This is a genomic window from Natronorubrum thiooxidans (genome assembly GCF_900156475.1).
GTDB lineage: Archaea > Halobacteriota > Halobacteria > Halobacteriales > Natrialbaceae > Natronorubrum > Natronorubrum thiooxidans.
Window position 1 is genome coordinate 166,279 of the sequence record NZ_FTNR01000004.1, and the last position, 16,821, is coordinate 183,099.

The following is a 16,821-nucleotide window of genomic DNA, read 5'->3' on the forward strand; positions in this document are numbered from 1 at the left end:
TGGCCGCGGTCCTCGTACTCTGGATACCGATCAAGACCACTGGACGATCGGGTCGCCGGTCTTCGACCGACGGATGTATTCGGTTTGCATCTCGTGGACGGCGTCGTCGAATCGCGTGCCTGCATCGAGGTGGTCGCGGACGCGAGTGAGCTTCCAGCGACTCGGTGTCGTGCCCTCCGTCCAGCGCGCCTCGAGCGGTGAGAGATACTCCTCGATGGCATCGTCGGGAACACCCTGCTCGCGGAGGCCGCGACGAGCGAACTCGAAGAGTTCCTCGTAGATCACGGCTCGGTCGGTCGTTCGGTCGCCGTCGACGGTGACCCAGGCGAGATCGGCCTCGAGTCCGTCTTCGACCGCGCTGTAGAAGCTCCGTTCGGCGGCGTCTCGCTCGAGGCTCACGAGCGGGTGATCGACCGCACAGAGCCCACGGATGAGTCCGGCCACGAGCCACTGGAGCCCGATGTTTTCGATGATCGTCGGCTGCGTGGGGAGCGGTCGGTATTCGATACGGATCGACCAGTGGTCGCCCTGCCCGACCGGCTGGCCGCCGATGACGGCACGAAGCCACCGCCAGTAGGTCCCTCGCTTGTGATTGAGCTCCCAGAACCGGTCCGTGAACGTCTCGCGATCGCCGTCCGCGAGCCACTCGCGGAGAAACGGCGCACACGTCGGGTCGGCAACGAGTTCGTCGATCGTCTCGGCTGTACTCCGTATCTCTTCGGGGAAGCACACTTTCTCCCACGCCTGATTGATCGACTGTTCGAACACCGGAATCCGAAGTTCGTGAAACGTCTCCTCGAGCACGCGGTATGGATCGTCGAGATCGTACAGATCCGGTGGGAGAAGCGGGGCGTTAGTCGCCAACGCGAGCACCGGCCCCAGCGTCCGGACGGCGGTGTTGTGGTAGCGGGGAAACGCCTCGACGTCAGGAACCTGAACGTGGGGCTGAATCGAACTGGCGAGCGACTCGAACAGGATCGACGGGAACCGACACTCGGCTCCTGGAACTGAGAGGGTGATCGGTCCCCCAGTTCGGTCCAGCACGTCGTTGTCGATCGCGCAGTATCGCGGCGACGGCGTCATGTTCTCGGCGATCGTCATCCCCTCGCGTTCGCGGACGTCCGAGAGGTACGCGCGCGTGCCCTCCTGCGGTGGAATCGTCCACATGGCGTCCAGAACGATCTCCGTGCCCGCTCGCTCGGCAGCCTGCTGGACGCGCTGATAGTGCCGGCGGAGCCGTGCCGCCTGCGCGGCGGCCCCCTCACCGTCGAACGGGCTCGGGCTGGTGTTGAACTCGACGTTGTGCCGTCCGAGTTCCTTCTCACAGGGCCCCTCAAGGACGGTGTCGGGGACGCGAGCGACCCGGCCCGAGTCGTCGACGACGTACGCCTCGAGTTCGATCCCGAGCCCGAAGCTGGGGTTGTCGAGTCGGCCTGCACGAAGGGCGTCGGTGAGACGGGCGGCTTGTTCGTCGACGCGACGGTCGAACTCGCGTCGTGTCGCGTCCTCGAGTGATTGCCTGACAAGGTCGATGCGATCCACCATTACCTGCACAAAGCCATCCCAGTTGCTTAGAACTATAGTAGCCACTGAACGTCAATGTACACCGCATCGCACGACTACTGTGCGATGCGTGTGTAAATCGTTTCAGTTGTTACTATACAGTGTCACGCACCGCCTGCGGTGACCGCTGGCTGCGACCTCGGTGCTATCGGCGAGCCAACGAGCGTCGCGATCGGCCACGGCCCCGCAACCACTAAACGCAACTCACCCTAATCAGTTCCCAATGAGCGACTGGACCGAGAAGTCGAGAAAATACGATGTAGATTCGATGTGCAGAGAGGGATTATCGTAGCCACCCGGAGTTCCAAGACCCGACCTTCGGCGGGACATCTCGGTTCTTCGGCGGGTAACTATGAATTTCTACGATACTGCTTATAAATTCCGGCCAGTGGACACAGGATGGGTATATCCGTATATCGGGGAACAGTTTTGTTTTCGCCCACCGTACACCAAGACATGTCAGACGTAGCCCTGGACGACCGTGGTCGCCTCACGCTCCCGAAGGAGGTTCGAGAGCGATACGGGGACCGATATCACGTCGTTCAGCTTCCCGACGGAGTCAAATTGGTTCCTGTCGCCGATGACCCGCTCGAGGCGCTCAGAGACGAATTTGCGGATGTTGAGAAGTCGGCCGACGAACTTCGTGAAGAAGCACGTGAAGCAGCGCTCGACGAGGCCGGACGATAGATGTATGCGGAAACCGATTTCCTTCTCGCGCTGATTAAGGACGATGACTGGCTCGGAGACGCCGCCGAGTCAGTCTACCGAGACCACCACGACGAGTTATGGACGTCGCAGTTCACGCTCATCGAACTCCTGATGGTCGCCTACCGTGAGGAACGTGATACCGAACGCGTCGTCTCGAACGCCGCCAGCCTTGTTGAGGTACGCGGTGACGTAGAGACGGTCGTTACGGCGGCGACGTATGTGGAAGACCACGGGTTCACACCGTTTGACGCGCTTCACCTTGTCGAATCGAATGGGGATACCATCGTCTCGAGCGACGATACATACGAGGACGTGACGTCCCGGCTTGACCTGAAGTCCGTCGACGAGGAGTAACGCTCCGCAACCACTAAACGCGACTCACCCCAATCAGTTCCCAATGAGCGACTGGACCGAAAAGTACCGTCCGACGACGCTGTCGGAGGTACGTGGGAACAACAAGGCCCGCGACCAACTCGAGGAGTGGGCGCGGACGTGGGACGACCACCGAGAGTCGGTGATCGTCCACGGGAGTCCGGGCGTCGGGAAGACCTCAGCCGCCCACGCGCTGGCCAACGACCTGGGCTGGCCCGTGATGGAGCTCAACGCCAGCGACAGCCGAGGGGCGGACGTCATCGAGAAGATCGCCGGCGAGGCCGCCAAAAGCGGCACGCTGACCGGCGGCGAAGCGGGTCGCCGGCTTGTCATCCTGGACGAGGCGGACAACTTCCACGGCAACGCCGACTACGGCGGCTCGGCCGAGGTCACGCGGGTTGTCAAGGACGCGAACCAGCCGATCGTCCTCGTGGCAAACGAGTTCTACGATATGAGCCAGTCGCTGCGAAACGCCTGCGAGACGGTCGAGTTCCGTGACGTTTCGGCGCGGTCGATCGTGCCCGTTCTTCGCGATATCTGCCGTCGCGAGGACATCGAGTTCGAGGACGCTGCGCTCAAAAAGATCGCCGAATCGACCAGCGGCGACCTGCGGTCGGCGGTCAACGACCTGCAGGCGGTCGCCGAGACGGCCGATCGCCTCACTGTCGAGGACGTCGTCACGAGCGAACGCGACACCACCGAGGGAATCTTCGACTTCCTCGATGCGCTCATCAAGGAAGAAGACGCCGAAGGCGCGCTGCGGGCGTCCTACGACGTCGACGAGAACCCCGACGAGATGCTAAACTGGATCGAAGACAACGTCCCGAAAGATTACGAAGGGGAAGAACTGGCCGATGCCTACGAGTTCCTCTCGAACGCCGACCGCTGGCTCGGCCGCGTTCGGGCGACTCAGGACTACTCCTACTGGCGGTATGCGACCGACAACATGACCGCCGGCGTCGCCGCCTCCCGTCGCGGAAACAAGGGTGGTTGGACCCGCTACGGCCCGCCGAGCTACTGGTCGAAACTCGGCCGCACCAAAGGCACTCGGAACACCCGCGACGCTATCGCCGAACGCATCGCCGAACGCGAGGGGACAAGCGTCGCGACCGCGCGCCGGGAGATCCTCCCGTTCCTCTCGGCGATGACCCACCACTGCAAAAACCGCGAATTGACCGTCCGAATGGCTGCCGTCTACGAACTCGATGAGGCGGAAGTCTCCTTCGTCACCGGCAGCGGAAAAGACACGAACAAGGTCCAGTCGATCGTCGAGGACGCCGAAGACCTGCTCGCTGAAGAAACAGTCGAGCACTCAGGGGGCGCGTTTTTCGATGCCGGTGACTCGAGTACTGATCGCGACGGCGACGGCACTGCCGAAACGGATGCCAGCGACGACTCGAGCGATCAGGAGACGCTCGCGGCAGCGACTGACTCGGGGAGCGACACGACCCCCTCGGAGTCGGAGACAGCGGCCGACGATACCGACGACGGTCAGGCGGGACTGAGCGACTTCATGTAGTCCTCTTAGTCGACTGGACTGTCCATCAAGCTGGACGTGTCGACACATATTACAACCAACACTATCATCTTGCAGAGCCATGGTAACACGTGACGGTGAAGGACGAATGAACAACCAACACAGCTGTCCCCTCTGTACGGAAACGTACGACAAACGGACCTCCCTCCACGTGCACCTCGAGGTCGAGCACCGAAAATCCGAAATCGTCTCCGAATTCATCGAATTACACGATACCGGGTTCGACAGTTCGATCAACGATGAGCCACGGGTAGTCAGAACGGAACCGCCGATGCCGTCGGCCGACTAAGGCTGCGTCAGTTCGTCGTCCGCCACAATCCGTTCTAAAAACGCCGCCGAAAACGCGTCAGCGACGCCCTCAGCCAACGCTCGTGGTGGCTCGTCCTCGAGCGGTGGCACCGTTGTAACGTCGTGGCCGGTCATCCGCTCGAGTTCGGCGGGGTTGGTTCGCTCGGCCACCGTCGCGCCCGCATACTCGTTGCAGACGATCCCGGCGATGTCGACCCCGCGGCGCTCGAGTGCTTCGACCGAGAGCGCGGTGTGATTGAGCGTGCCGAGTCCGGATCGCGTGACGACGAGCGCCGTCGCCTCGAGGTCGGCAACGAGGTCGATCACCTCGTGGTCGCCAGCAAGCGGCACGCGAAGACCACCGATACCCTCGACGAGCGGCTGTTCGGCCTCGGTGATTGTCTCCCGACAGGCCGTCAGAATCGACTCGTACGTCAGTTCGTCGCCACTCTGAGCGGCGGCCACGCGCGGCGCGAGCGGTGGCTCAAGATATCGGCAACAGATCGCAGCGTCGGGATCGCCACAGGCCTCGGCGACGAATCCGGCGTCGTCGTCCGGTGGAAATCCGGTCTGGGCTGGTTTGATTGCTCGAGCGTCGACACCCTGATCGCGGAGCCAGCGCGTCAGGCCCGCGGTCACGACGGTCTTACCGACGCCGGTATCGGTGCCGACGACGGCGATTGGAACGTTCATCGCTCAGAGCAGCCCGATATCCTCGCCCGCCGCCCGAAACGCCTCGAGGCAGGTGACGATGTCGTCCTGGTCGTGAGTCGCCATCGGAACGACCCGAATCCGACTGGTTCCGTCGGGGACGGTCGGTGGCCGGATCGCCGGCGCAACGATGTCTCGCTCCCGAAGCCCATCAGCGAGGGCGAGGGCGTCCTCACGGTCGCCGACGAGGACGGGGAGGATCTGTGATTCACCGATGACCGTATAGCCCATCGACTCGAGGCCATCCCGCAGATGGGCGACGTTCTCCCAGAGCCGTTCTCTGGCGTCGCTGTGGCGGGCGATATGCAGTGCCTCGCTTGCAGCCGCGGCGGCCGGCGGCGCAAGGCCAGTCGAGAAGACGAACGAGCGAGCGTCGTTGATCAGACACTCGATCAGCGCCTCGCTGCCCGCGACGTAGCCGCCCTGGCTTGCGAGCGCTTTCGAGAGCGTTCCCAACTGGATCTGGATCCGATCCTCGAGTCCCTCCGCCTGCACGATGCCGCCGCCGTTGGCGTAGAGCCCGGTGGCGTGGGCTTCGTCGACCATCACCCACGCGCCGAACTCCTCGGCGAGGTCACAAATGGCTGCAAGCGGCGCGACGGTACCGTCCATGCTGAACACCGAGTCGGTGACGATCAGCCACGATTCGCCAGCGCCCTCAGCCGTGGCCGCCCGCGCCTCGAGTTTCGAGCGCAGGCTCGAGGCGTCGCAGTGGTCGTAGACGACCGTTTCGGCACTCGTGAGCCGACAGCCGTCGATGATACTCGCGTGATTGAGTTCGTCCGAAAAGATCACGTCCGGCTCGAGGGCCGTGATCGTGCCGACGTTCGCGGCGTACCCCGAGGAAAAGGCGAGCGCGCGCTCGGTGGCTTTCGTCTCGGCCAGCAGCCGCTCGAGGTCGTGGTGTACCATCGTATCGCCGGTGACGAGCCGGCTCGCGCCGGCACCCGTGCCGACGGTCGCGGCAGCCTGTCGGGCCGCGTCCTGCACACGCTGGTCGTCGGTCAGCCCGAGATAGTTGTTCGCGGCGAACACCAGTGCTTCGTCCGAGTCGAGAACCGGCAGCCCACCGCCGGCGGGGGCGGCAAAGTAGCCCCGCTCGGCGACTCGGTCGACGGGTGATAACGATCGTTTCAGCGTTGCGTTCTCGAGCCGCTCGAGTCGGTCCTCGAGGTCGAACCCGCGGTTTTCCATTCGGGTGAACGGTGTCATCGCCATGGTTTCACTCTCACGGTTCTGCCTGAACTCCCCGTTGTGCACGCGCTCGCCTGCACTCGTCGCGTCGCGGTGGCGACGGGTGGTCGCGTCTGCGGTTTTAGGCCCGTCTGCACGTCGTTTCGGCCCACCCGAATCAGAAGCCGGGCATCAGTTCGGCGGGGCCGAAGACGCCGTACTCGCCGGCCCGGTTCCGTCGGACGCCGGTCTGTAGATACCCCAGCGCCGGGCCGTTGACGTTGGCCTCCATGCTCGTCTCGTCGCCGAGCTGGAACGTGTTCGTCGCCGTCTCGCCGTCGAACGTCCGCCCTGTCACGGACACAGTGGTCGTCGTCGGCTTCTCGTCGCTGCGAACGTCTAAGATTCCGCCGACGATGACGTCTTCGGCATCACAGATGCCAGCGCGCTCGAGCAGAATGTCGTCGGCGTGTTCCATATCCTCGAACTCGATGACGCCGTCGTGGTCGTCGATGATCGCCTCGATCTCCTCGTCGGAGAGGTTGCGAGCGGTGTCGATGTCGTACTCGGGCAGGTGGGCGATGTCCTCGCGGACGGTGCCGCGGTTGTCCTCGTAGCCCGATTTGAGACCGACGCCCCAGTGGATGTCGATCTCCGTGACCTCGACGAACGACTGGGCAGCGAGTGCAGCCGCGCCGGTCAGCAGGCCGGGCGTCGCTCCAGCGCCACAAATGAAGGTGATGCCGGCGTCCTCGAACGCCTCGCGGCGTTCGTCTAACATGTCGATCACGCGCGAGCGTTTGAGCACGTCGATCATGACGCCGGAGTAGCCGCCCTCGAGGAAGCGGTCGGCCGTTCGCGGGATGAAGTCGTGTTCGTAGTTCGGCAGTGCCAGCAGGACGGCGTCGATCCCGTCACCGTGGTCGATGACGTCCTGAATCGAATCCTCGCTGGACTGGGCTTGCTCGGAGGCGACGACGCCTTTGTTTTCGCCGTGTTGTTTGACGCCGCCCTCGGTGTCGGCGGTCGCCGCTCCGCCGTCAGAGCGAAGTTCTGCCGAGGATCGCGACCCGTCAGTTCGCTCACCGCCGTCCGTCGCGACCTCGTTGTCGATGTTCCCCTCCGTCGCCGCCAGCAGTTCGTCGATATCGAGGCCGTCGAAATCGATCGCGGTGCCGTGGCGGTCACACGCCGCGACGGGGGTCAGCGCGTCTTTGTGCTGGCTCACTTCGAGTGCTCGTCGGCCGATACCACCGGTTCCAACCACTGCAAACGTGATTTCGTCCATGTGTCTCTGTGGGTTGTCTCGTCGTCAGTCGTCGCTCGGTTCTGCGCCTGTACTCGCTGTCGAGTCGGTCGACGACTCCGCGGCGTCGCGATGGCGGGCCTTGACCGTCTCGGGGTCGAACTCGTTTATCTCCTGGTTTGGCTCGAGGCCGGCGCGTTCGATGATCTCGATGTCGTCGCCGGGTGACTGGCCCTCGGTGGTGAGGTAGTCGCCAGTGAGCAGACCGTCTGCGCCGGCCTCGAGTGGAAGATGCTGCTCGTCGGGGTCGAGATTGACTTCGCGGCCGCCGGTGAGTCGCACGCGGGACTCGGGATGAAGGAGTTTGTACACCGCGACCGTCTTGACGATTTCTTCGGTCGAGATGGCGGCCCCCTGTTCGTATAGCGGCGTTCCCTCGACCGGATTGAGCACGTTCACCGGGAGCGAGGAGATGCCGATCTCCTGGAGCGCGATCGCCGCGTCGACGCGGTCGGTCGGCGTCTCGCCCATGCCGAGGATAACGCCGGCACAGAGGTCCATGCCGGCGTCCTTGGCGACCTCGAGCGTCTCGACCCGATCCTCGAAGCTGTGGGTGTCGACGATCTCGGGGAAGTATTGCGGCGAGGTCTCGATGTTGTGATTGTAGTGGTTGATCCCCTCCTCGACCAGGATCTCGGCTTCCTCCTCCGTGAGGATGCCGAGGGAGGCGTCGATCTCGAGGGCACACTCGTCTCTGACGAGTCGGATGGCCTCGAGCACCTCCGCCCACTCGCCGGGTCGGTGTTCTTTCGAGACGCCCTTTTCGGCGACGACGATCCCGAATCGCTGTGCACCGTCGTGTTCGGCACGTTTCGCGGCTTCTAAGACCTTTTCGGGGCCGATGAACTCGTACGTGTCGATGCCGGTATCGAAGTGGACCGACTGCGCACAGAAGCCACAATCCTCGGCGCAGTTACCCGCCTTTGCGTTGACGATCGAGCAGGCGTCGACCGTCCCATCGCCGAAGTGATCGCGCACGGCCGCGCCGGCCTCCGCGAGCGGTTCGACCGGTTGGGCAAGCAACGCGAGCCCGTCGGTTCGATCGAGTCGCTCGCCGGCGAACACTCGCTCGAGGGCGTCGTCGACCGTCTTATTGTCTGTCTCGTAAACCACAGTTCGAATGGTGGTTAACGACATTATAATTGTTGTGGAATGTCGCGTTATTTGCAACGGCACTGCGGTGGTGTTAGTGGTCGGACAGGTTCCCACGCTCGAGCGCCGCAGTGTCGCGGGGCGACAACTTGGCATTCCAAACGCTTGTGTGATGAGGTGTCATAGCACGATCATGGTTATCCGGATATCCGAGGAGCGATTCGAGGAGCTACCAGAATTCGACTACGGCCACGACTACGTCGACGTCGGTGACGTCCGGATGGCGTACATCGAGGCGGGGCCGTCGGCGGATGTCGCCGACGAGACGTTCCTCTGTCTGCATGGCGAACCAACCTGGTCGTATCTCTACCGAAAGATGATCCCGACGCTGGCCGAGCGCGGTCGCGTCGTCGCGCCCGATTTCATCGGCTTCGGGCGCTCAGACAAGTATGAGGACCGCGACGCATACTCCGTCGAGATGCACTACGAGACCCTGCGGACGTTTGTCACGGAACTCGACTTGACAAACGTCACGCTCGTTTGCCAGGACTGGGGCGGTCTGCTCGGACTGGCACTCGCAATCGAACAGCCGGAGCGATTCGCGCGGCTCGTCCCAATGAACACCGTCCTCCCCGACGGCACCCAGGAGATGCCCGAGATCTGGCACCGTTTCGCCGAGACGGTCGCGACAGCCGACGAGCTAGATGTCGGTCGTATCGTCCAGAACGGCTGTTATAATGATCTCCCGGCGGACGTCCTCGAGGCCTATCGCGCGCCGTTTTCCGACGAGCGGTCGCTGGCTGGGGTTCGGACGTTTCCGGGACTGGTGCCACAATTGCCGGAGGATGCCGGTGCGGACCGCTTTGCCGAGGCTCGCGAGCGACTCGCCGACTGGGAGAAGCCGGCGTTCGTCCTCTTCGCCAGAAACGATCCGATCATGTCCGGTTTCCGGGATCCGATGCGTGAGCTGATTCCGACCGCGAGCGACCAGCCCGACGTCTGGATCGACGAGGCTGCACACTTCCTCCAGGAGGACGCCGGTGAGGAAATCGCCGAGCACATCGTCGCCTTCGTCGACCGAACCTGAGTGCTATCGCGGCGTCTCCGCACCCCACTTCTCGAGTGCCGTTGCCAACTCGTCGTGGTCGTCGGCGTAGGCCTCGAGTGCGACGCCCTCGAGGCTGGCCTCGACGGACTGGCGGAGCGCTTTCGCGCCGGCGTGTGTGCCGTCGGGGTGGCCGTGGATGCCGCCGCCGGCCTGAATGCAGATGTCGGTGCCGAGCGCGTCGATCAGTTGGTCGACGACGCCGGGATGGAGGCCGCCGGAGGCGACCGGAAGCACCGGGTTCGTGCCATAGAGGTCCGACGTAAGCCACTCGTTGATTCCCGGCGTGTCCTCGTTTGCGAGTTTGCCCAGCCCGGCGGTGCCGGTGTGGATGTGATCGACGCCACAGAGGCGTGCGATCTGGGCGAGCACGCGCATCGAGACGCCGTGGTGCTCGAGGCGGTCGAAGGCGGCGTGCATGGCACGATGGGCGTGGATCGCGAGGCCCTGTTCTTCACAACGCTCGCGGACCGTCTGGACGGCCGACCAGCCGCTGGTGATCACGTCGACCATGACGAAGCCGCCGCCGTGTTCGGCCACGAGGTCGACGCGTTCGAGCATCTCGTTCGTCTCCGCAGTCACGTTCACGAGGTAGTCTTTCCGCTCGCCGACGTCGTCCTCGACGCGGTCTCGAGCGGCGAGGCTATCGACGAGTCGGTCCTCGAAGGGGTTGAACGCCTGGTCGGTGAGGTTTTCGTCGTCTTTCAGCAGGTCGACGCCGCCGCGCCAGGCGTCCTCGCCAATCTGGACGTGGGCGTCCGTCGAGAGCCCGACTTTGGGTTTGGGTACCGTCGCGAGGATCGGCCGGTCGCCCGCATCGAGTTTTTCGTGGGCGACGCTGGTCCCGAACTGCGGACCGGGGAAGCCGGAAACGATGGGTTCGGGCCAGTGACAGTCCTCGAGGCGGATCGTCTCGACTGCCTTCATCCCCATGATGTTGCCCGCGATACACGAAAGGATCTGGGCCATGCTGCCGCCCTCGAACAGGGCCGCGGGGTAGGCGACAGTAATCTCGTGGCCGTCGATCGCACACGCGGTCGCCCCGAGATCGGTCAGTTCGTCTTCGTCGACGTGTAACGCCGCCCAGGTTCCGTTGGAGGACTCCGAGGCGACCCGACTCGCCGCCGCCTCCATCGACATCCCTTCGGCCGGATCGATCGAAAACTCACAGACGAGATCCGTTTCTGCGGGGTCGTACTCGAGGTCGAGGAAGTCGTCGTATTCGATGCCAGTCATAGCAACCTCTGGATTTCAACACACTGAGTAATAGGGTTTGTGCCGAGTTCGAACGGCTAGTTCGGAAGAAGGACGAGCACCCACGAACGCGGTCGCGGTCCTCCAGCGAGCGACATGCAACCTGAACTTCCAGAAATACCGGATGGCTAACTCCTTCTAAACAATTGTCAACTTTTGTCGGCAGCCATCTCGGAAAATGGCCGTCACACTAATACCGTATCAGCTTTTGTCACCAGCAGTGAAAAAATTCCGAAAGTTAAAGTCATGTGATTATGTAATATCACAGAAGGAGTCTATGACTGATAGTACGATAAACACGAACTCGAGTGAGGGCGCACTCGACGTCGGGGCGACGACCGACGATCTGTTCGGCGAGATCGAAGAGGGGGTGCCAGAGGGGGAGCCGGTCGACGGGGGATCGACGGGCACTGAGGAACCAGCGGACGATGAGCCGGAGCCGTCAGACGGCGGCGTCGAGGACCAGACGGCTGCGACGGTCTTTGGGAACCTCCAGAAAAATGGTTCTACGGCCGACGATATCGACGACGTCCTCGATAATGAGAGTCCCGAGGATATCATCGCGAGTGCAGACGAGCCAGAGCCGGAACCGGCTGACGACGAGTTGCTCGTCGATGAGGGAGCGCTCGAGGAACTCCTGTTGACCGACCGCACGAAAGACCAGGAGTTCCTCTGGATCGATGCCGACGACACCGACGAGTCCGCCGAGACGCCAGCTGACACAGCAGCGTCGTCGGAGACCGACGCTGTCGATGCCTCGACTACCGACGCCGACGGCGAGTTGTCCACCGACGACCCCGTCGAGTCGACGGCCGATACGGACGCTCCGGAGTCGGCCTCGAGCGACGATGCTCCGGACGAGCACGCCGCTGAGGCTGCGGTCGCAGACGAGCACGAAAAGACGGAGACACCGCTCGAAACCGAATCGGACGTCGAACCGGATGCCGAATCGGACGTCGAACCGGATAGCCAGCCCGACATCGAAACGAGCGAGACGACGGAACTCGCCCTCGCCGACGATGAACACACGGCTGTCCCCGCGACGACCGACGATGACGACACCACAACTGGGGTCCTCGGCTGGCTTCGCGCCAAGCTTGGTGGACTGTTCTCCTAACGGTCTCCGACTCTCCACGGGATCACAGTCCCGAGTAATCGGCGGCCAGATGACAGTGAAACGCCGTTCAGCCTCGGTCTTCCCCACTCGAGGAGCCGTCAGGTCTCGAACTGTGGTGCCAACGTTTTCGACCAGTAGAGGTCGCCGTCGTAGATGACCGAGGCATCGGTTTCACGCAGCAACGAACCGACACCCGATTCTCCGAGGGTAAAACTCGAGTCGGTTCCACAGAGATACGCGAGGTCGTTGGTGTCAATCCGTGGAACGTAATATGAGCCGGTCGTGCGCGTCGAATAACAGTCGAGTGTGACCAGATACTCGTCCGGGCCGTCAGTGAGCTCCTCGATGGTGATGGTGACCGGCAGCCGTTGGTCACGCTGGCTGAGCGAGTGGGTGCCGTCGCCGACGACGGCGTAGTCTTTGCCCATCATGATCCGGCTGCGGGCAAGATCCAGTGCGCGTTCGATGCTGAACCCGTTGATCAGGAGTTGTGCAAACGTCGAGCCAACCTTGATCGCGTGGTCGTTCAACACCTTGCGAACGGTCACCCCGCCAGCAACGCTCCCCTTTTCGATCAGTCGCGTTCCTTCGTGGTACGAGCCACAGGCGTTCAAAAAAAATGTCTGGGCGTTACACTGGCTGAGGCTCGCCGTCGAGAGCGAGCCGTCTGGACAGCGCAAGCCCTCGTGTTCACAGTGGCCGATATAATGGACGAACTCGGACTCGCGTTCGAACACCCGCGCGAGTTCGGCCGTCGAAAGCGACTCCTCGACGATGACGTCCATCGCCACCTCCTCGGCGCGCTGGCGATAGATCTCGGCGACATCGTTGTATTCGCCGGCCATTTCGGGATCGTTCAACACGACACAGACCGACATCGACTCGCTCGAGCGCTCGAGGTACTCGAGTCGGTTGTAGTAGGCCTCAGGTGTGGTCTTGAAGACGTCGATCGGGACGCCATCCGCGTGCCAGCCGTGGGCTCGGCCGTTCCGGAGGTCGGGTTTGACGATGTCGACAGCGGCGACGTTCCCGGCGCTTGCTCTGGCCGAGCCGTGGGTCGCCGGCTCACCGCCGCCGCGATAGAAGTCCTCCAGGGACCGCTCGATCAGCTCCTGTCCCTCGAGCGTGGACGTCCGGGGCATGGAGATCATGCTCAGCCGGTCGAGCAAGAACGGGAGCAACTCGACGCTGTCGTAGTCGGGCGTGACGTACGTCGAGAGATGCCAGTCCGGTAGCCGGTGTTCGATCGCCTCGTAGGCGACGTCGAGGTACGTTGCGAGTCGCTGCTGTGGGCTGGCGTCATAGAGCGCCCCAGCGTCGAGGTCGAGCGTCTCGAAGATGCGTTGTTCCGCCAAATCCACGCTGTACGGCCCTGCATTTCGAACGAGACAGTCGAGAAAGACTGTCTTGCGCAACAGCCGATCGACGTCGTACTCGAGGTCGGGCATCGGGGAGAGTCGTTTTTCGATGCCGAGGTCGGGAAGGCGGAGTCGTGGCCCGCCGGACCTGACACTGGAGTCGGCGGTCCGGAGGGTCGCTTGCAGGTAGTACGCCAGTGGGGCGGCCACGAACAGCGATTCGTACGTCGGAGAAACGACAAGTTCGATTCCGGAATCGGATCGCGCCGCTTGCAGTTTGTCGGGAACCTCGAGCGTCTCGCCGCGTTCGAGCAGCGCCGGATGCCCGCGAAGGGCGGGATCGCTTCGATCCGGGCTGGCCGTCTCGTGGGCGCCAGCGAGCTGAGTGATGGCGGCTGCGACCCCATCGGGGGAGTCCGGAACGGTGATCGTGTCCGCCGGGAGGTCGTGATGGCGTCTGAACCCGACGGTGACGCGAGTGCGATCTGGGAAGGAGACGCGGATGGCCTCGCCGTCGTCGGTGTGCTCGATCCTCACTGCGCCCGAAAACTGGAGGGACGTCTCGACCGCCGCGTTGATCGTGACGAGATACTCGTCTGGAGGCAGCGAGAGTGGTGTGTCTCCGGACCCGAGGTCGTGGTGCTCACTCGAATCACGCGAGCACACGGAGACAGCTGCGTGTGGGAACTGGAGGTCGGCCGTCGCAACGACGAGCGTCTCCTCGACCGGCCGGGACATCGCCGGCGTCGCCTCCTCGGCGACGAGATCAACACCGTGGACGGCTAACCCGGTGGTATCGCCGTCCCTGAGGTGGAGGGTCCTGTCGTCGATTTCCCACGCTATCATTCGAGATACTGAATGTCACGCTGGGAAGTTAGTTGTATCGGGTTGTTTCCCAGCCGACATATCCGCTGTCGATGTGGCCCCGTCACATCGCTCGCCGAAGACGGGTACACTTATACTGTCGCCAGCCGGCACATCGGACATGGAACACGAGCACGTCCGGGACGTCGATCCCGCCGTCGCTGATGCACTCGAGGGAGAGGTAGATCGCCAACGAGAGTCGCTGCAGATGATCGCCAGCGAGAATCACGTCAGTGAGGCCGTCCTCGACGCACAGGGCAGCGCCCTGACGAACAAGTACGCTGAGGGGTATCCCGGCTCGCGCTACTACGGTGGCTGTGAGTTCGCCGACGAGGTCGAACAGCACGCCATCGACCGCGCCCAGGAGCTGTTTGGCGCAGACCACATCAACGTCCAGCCACACTCGGGCACACAGGCCAACCAGGCCGTCTACTTCGCGATGCTCGAGCCCGGCGACAAGATCCTCTCGCTAGATCTGACCCACGGCGGCCACCTCAGCCACGGTCATCCAGCGAACTTCGTCGGCCAGCTCTACGACGTCGAGCAGTACGAAGTCGACGCCGAGACGGGCTATCTCGACTACGAGGGCCTCGCAGAACACGCCGAGGAGTTCGAACCGGATATCATCGTCTCGGGCTACTCCGCGTACCCACGCGAGATCGAGTGGGGGCGCATTCAGGCGGCCGCCGACAGCGTCGACGCGCTTCACCTCGCCGACATCGCCCACATCACGGGGCTCGTCGCCGCCGGCGTCCACGACTCGCCGGTCGGCATCGCCGACTTCGTCACCGGCAGCACGCACAAAACCATTCGCGCCGGCCGTGGCGGCATCGTCATGTGTGACGAGGAGTACGCCGACGACATCGACGCGGCGGTCTTCCCCGGCGGACAGGGCGGCCCGCTCATGCACAACATCGCTGGCAAGGCCGTCGGCTTCAAGGAAGCCTTAGCGCCTGAGTTCGAAGACTACGCCGAACAGACGGTTGCCAACGCGAAAGCTCTCGGTGAACGACTCGTCGAGAACGGCTTCTCGCTGGTCTCCGGCGGCACCGACAACCACCTCGTGCTCGTCGACCTGCGCGAGAGCCACCCCGACACCTCCGGCGGCAATGCCGAAGAGGCGCTCGAGGACGCCGGCATCGTCCTCAACGGGAACACAGTACCCGGCGAGACGCGCTCGGCGTTCGACCCATCCGGCATCCGTGTCGGCACGCCAGCGCTGACGACGCGCGGCTTCGACGAGGACGACTGCCGCACCGTCGCCGACCTGATCACGCGCGTCATCGACACCCCCGACGACGAGGCCGTCCTCGCCGAGGTCCGCGAGGACGTCGAGTCGCTGTGTGACGCGAACCCGCTGTACGAGTAACGAACGCGCCCGTTTGGGGTCGGTCGGCGACGTCTCCCGATCGTGGCGACCGCCGCTGAAACGAGACTGTCCGGTTCGCACAACGTTTTATTGTGAGCCGTGTTCTCAATTAACATGACTGAGTCGACCGCGACGGCAATGTACCGGACCAGAACCGACGCGCTGACGACCGATGTCGGCGAGGGACAGCCGGTCGTCTTCGCCCACGGAACCCTGATGGATCGAACGATGTTCCAGCCCCAACTCGAGGCGCTGGCCCCCAACTACCGGGCCGTCGCTTACGACCTGCGGGCGCGGACGGATCGGTACGCGTCGGCGTACGACCTCGCGGATCTCTCGGCTGACTGTGCCGCGGTACTCGACGGCCTCGGCGAGGAACGCGCCGTCATCGGCGGGATGTCGATGGGCGGATTCATGGCGCTGCGCTTTGCGCTCGCCAACCCCGAGCGGGTTGACGGACTGATCCTGATTGACTCGATGGCGGCTCCCCACGAGCCCGCCGAACGCGAGACCTACCGCCAGCTCGTCGAGCCACTCGAGGGCTCACACGATCCCGTGCCGCGGTCGCTGGCCGAGGGCGTCGTCGGCTACCTCTTCGGTGAGACGACACGTGAGACGACCCCCGACCTCGTCGAGACGTGGGTCGATCGCTGGGCCACCTATCCCGGCGCGGCGCTGTACAACGAACTGCACTCCTGGCTCGAGCGCCCGGACGTCACCGACCGACTCGCGGAGATCGACGTCCCCGTGCTCGTCGTCCACGGCGAGGAAGATCCGTCGATCGACCCCTCGCGAGCCGAACCGATGCTGGCTGAGCTTCCCGACGCTCGCATGGAGCGTATTCCGAACGCGGGTCACACGTCGAACCTCGAGGCCCCGGATCGGGTCAACGAGGCGATCACGTCGTTCCTCGACGATCGATTTTGAGCGGAGTGTATGCATGATTGTGGATATGTATGCGAGTGTCAACGGCTATTCTGAGCACGAACCCGAGGGTTGATTAG

Annotated in this window: 15 protein-coding genes; 8 read left to right on the plus strand and 7 right to left on the minus strand. The window is 63.5% G+C overall.

Going from position 1 to position 16,821, the window contains the following annotated elements; genetic code table 11:
* Positions 1 to 30 precede the first annotated feature (30 nt).
* A complete protein-coding gene (locus BW940_RS07565; RefSeq protein ID WP_076608588.1) occupies positions 31 to 1,545 on the minus strand; it encodes a hypothetical protein in 1,515 nt (504 codons plus the stop codon).
* 474 nt (positions 1,546 to 2,019) lie between these two features.
* Here BW940_RS07565 and BW940_RS07570 point away from each other — a divergent pair, with 474 nt between their 5' ends.
* The 4 genes from BW940_RS07570 to BW940_RS07585 all read left to right on the plus strand — a co-directional run bounded on the left by BW940_RS07570 (position 2,020) and on the right by BW940_RS07585 (position 4,469).
* Positions 2,020 to 2,250: an AbrB/MazE/SpoVT family DNA-binding domain-containing protein gene (locus BW940_RS07570; protein ID WP_076608589.1), complete on the plus strand. Its 231-nt coding sequence runs from the start codon at positions 2,020 to 2,022 to the stop codon at positions 2,248 to 2,250.
* Positions 2,251 to 2,625 carry a type II toxin-antitoxin system VapC family toxin gene (locus tag BW940_RS07575; protein WP_076608590.1) on the plus strand — a complete coding sequence of 125 codons (375 nt, stop codon included), beginning with the start codon at positions 2,251 to 2,253 and terminating at the stop codon, positions 2,623 to 2,625.
* Between the two features lie 43 nt (positions 2,626 to 2,668).
* On the plus strand, positions 2,669 to 4,162 hold the full coding sequence (locus tag BW940_RS07580) for a replication factor C large subunit (RefSeq protein ID WP_076608591.1): 1,494 nt from the start codon (positions 2,669 to 2,671) through the stop codon (positions 4,160 to 4,162).
* Between the two features lie 106 nt (positions 4,163 to 4,268).
* Positions 4,269 to 4,469, plus strand: a complete 201-nt coding sequence (locus BW940_RS07585; RefSeq protein ID WP_076608592.1) for a hypothetical protein — start codon at positions 4,269 to 4,271, stop codon at positions 4,467 to 4,469.
* On the opposite strand, the gene bioD is transcribed toward BW940_RS07585, so the two are convergent.
* From bioD to bioB, 4 genes are all read right to left on the minus strand, one after another.
* Positions 4,466 to 5,161: a dethiobiotin synthase gene (gene bioD, locus BW940_RS07590; RefSeq protein WP_076608593.1), complete on the minus strand. Its 696-nt coding sequence runs from the start codon at positions 5,159 to 5,161 to the stop codon at positions 4,466 to 4,468. The two genes, BW940_RS07585 and bioD, sit on opposite strands and share 4 nt — an antisense overlap.
* Before the next feature lie 3 nt (positions 5,162 to 5,164).
* On the minus strand, positions 5,165 to 6,373 hold the full coding sequence (locus tag BW940_RS07595; RefSeq protein ID WP_076608703.1) for an aminotransferase class I/II-fold pyridoxal phosphate-dependent enzyme: 1,209 nt from the start codon (positions 6,371 to 6,373) through the stop codon (positions 5,165 to 5,167).
* 157 nt (positions 6,374 to 6,530) lie between these two features.
* Positions 6,531 to 7,640 carry a transcriptional regulator gene (locus BW940_RS07600; protein WP_076608594.1) on the minus strand — a complete coding sequence of 370 codons (1,110 nt, stop codon included), beginning with the start codon at positions 7,638 to 7,640 and terminating at the stop codon, positions 6,531 to 6,533.
* A gap of 24 nt (positions 7,641 to 7,664) precedes the next feature.
* A complete protein-coding gene (gene bioB / locus BW940_RS07605; protein WP_076608595.1) occupies positions 7,665 to 8,771 on the minus strand; it encodes a biotin synthase BioB in 1,107 nt (368 codons plus the stop codon).
* Between the two features lie 172 nt (positions 8,772 to 8,943).
* On the opposite strand from bioB, the gene BW940_RS07610 reads away from it, so the two are divergent.
* On the plus strand, positions 8,944 to 9,837 hold the full coding sequence (locus BW940_RS07610) for a haloalkane dehalogenase (RefSeq protein ID WP_076608596.1): 894 nt from the start codon (positions 8,944 to 8,946) through the stop codon (positions 9,835 to 9,837).
* A 3-nt stretch (positions 9,838 to 9,840) separates the two neighbouring features.
* On the opposite strand, the gene rbcL is transcribed toward BW940_RS07610, so the two are convergent.
* Positions 9,841 to 11,091 (minus strand): type III ribulose-bisphosphate carboxylase, encoded by a 1,251-nt coding sequence (gene rbcL, locus BW940_RS07615; RefSeq protein ID WP_076608597.1) that lies wholly within the window; start codon positions 11,089 to 11,091, stop codon positions 9,841 to 9,843.
* Between the two features lie 295 nt (positions 11,092 to 11,386).
* Between rbcL and BW940_RS07620 the strand changes: the two genes are divergently transcribed.
* Positions 11,387 to 12,226 carry a hypothetical protein gene (locus tag BW940_RS07620; protein ID WP_076608598.1) on the plus strand — a complete coding sequence of 280 codons (840 nt, stop codon included), beginning with the start codon at positions 11,387 to 11,389 and terminating at the stop codon, positions 12,224 to 12,226.
* 98 nt (positions 12,227 to 12,324) lie between these two features.
* On the opposite strand, the gene BW940_RS07625 is transcribed toward BW940_RS07620, so the two are convergent.
* On the minus strand, positions 12,325 to 14,430 hold the full coding sequence (locus tag BW940_RS07625) for a hypothetical protein (RefSeq protein WP_076608599.1): 2,106 nt from the start codon (positions 14,428 to 14,430) through the stop codon (positions 12,325 to 12,327).
* Between the two features lie 139 nt (positions 14,431 to 14,569).
* Between BW940_RS07625 and glyA the strand changes: the two genes are divergently transcribed.
* Both glyA and BW940_RS07635 read left to right on the plus strand, forming a co-directional pair.
* On the plus strand, positions 14,570 to 15,817 hold the full coding sequence (glyA, locus tag BW940_RS07630) for a serine hydroxymethyltransferase (RefSeq protein ID WP_076608600.1): 1,248 nt from the start codon (positions 14,570 to 14,572) through the stop codon (positions 15,815 to 15,817).
* Between the two features lie 114 nt (positions 15,818 to 15,931).
* Entirely contained in the window at positions 15,932 to 16,744 is an 813-nt protein-coding gene (locus BW940_RS07635; RefSeq protein ID WP_076608601.1) for an alpha/beta fold hydrolase, read from the plus strand.
* Positions 16,745 to 16,821: the final 77 nt, after the last annotated feature.